Raw genomic sequence first — 1,095 nt, forward strand, 5'->3', positions numbered from 1 at the left:
TGTTCACCTTGAACAACCAGAGCGAGCACACGCAAGCGCTTGCCCAGGGCCAGCTCGAGTCCTTCAAGCTCGACTACACCGTCACCGACAACGACGGCGATAGCGCCCGGGCGTCTTTGACTATCCAGATTCAAGGCACGAATGATGCGCCGATCTTGACTCCAGGTGTGACGCTGGGCGACCAGGTGAGCGAAGATGCCCAAGCGATCACGCCGGTGGATGTCTCGGGCCAGTTCCAGGACGTGGACAACGGTGACACCCTGACCTTCACGGCTACGGGCCTGCCTCCCGGGTTGACGATCAGCGAAGCGGGCGTGATCACCGGCACGCTGGACAAATCCGCCTCGCAAGGTGGCGATGTCGATGGCGCCAAGGGCGTGTACACGATCACGGTGACGGCCACCGACTCGCACGGCGCGACGGTGACGCAAGAGTTCCAGTGGGACGTGAGCAATCCTGCGCCCGTGGCGGTCAACGATGCGGGTGCGACAACCGAAGACGCAACGCTGACGGTGAGCGATCCCGCACTGGGCGTGTTGGCCAATGACACGGACAAGGACGGCGATGCGCTGACAGTCAGCCACGTCAATGGCGCAGCCACGAATGTGGGCTCGGCTGTGGCCGGTTCCGATGGCGGCACCTTCACGCTGAACACTAATGGCACCTACAGCTTCAATCCAGGCAGCGCCTTCCAGAGCCTGGCGCAGGGCGCCACGGCGACCAGCAGCATCACTTATACGGTGACGGATGCCGACGGCGCCACGAGCAACGCAACACTGACGGTAACGGTGACGGGCACCAACGATGCGCCGATCCTGACTCCGGGTGTGGAGCTTGGTAATCAAGTGGGTGAAGATGCGCAGCTTATCGATCCGGTGGATGTCTCGGGCCAGTTCCAGGACGTGGACAACGGTGACACCCTGACCTTCACGGCTACGGGCCTGCCCCCCGGGCTGACGATCAGCGAAGCGGGCGTGATCACCGGTACGCTGGACAAATCCGCCTCGCAAGGTGGCGATGTGGATGGCGCCAAGGGCGTGTACACCATCGTGGTCACGGCAACCGATACGCATGGCGCGACGGTGACGCAAGAGT

At 63.1% G+C, this 1,095-nt stretch carries 1 protein-coding gene; it reads left to right on the top strand.

The genetic code is table 11. The features are described 5' to 3' along the window. On the top strand, positions 1-1,095 hold a 1,095-nt coding region (locus BUB23_RS25515), incomplete at both ends, for a cadherin-like domain-containing protein (RefSeq protein WP_178372401.1).

The sequence above is a fragment of the Pollutimonas bauzanensis genome, from assembly GCF_900129885.1.
In the GTDB taxonomy this organism is placed as follows: domain Bacteria; phylum Pseudomonadota; class Gammaproteobacteria; order Burkholderiales; family Burkholderiaceae_B; genus Pollutimonas; species Pollutimonas bauzanensis.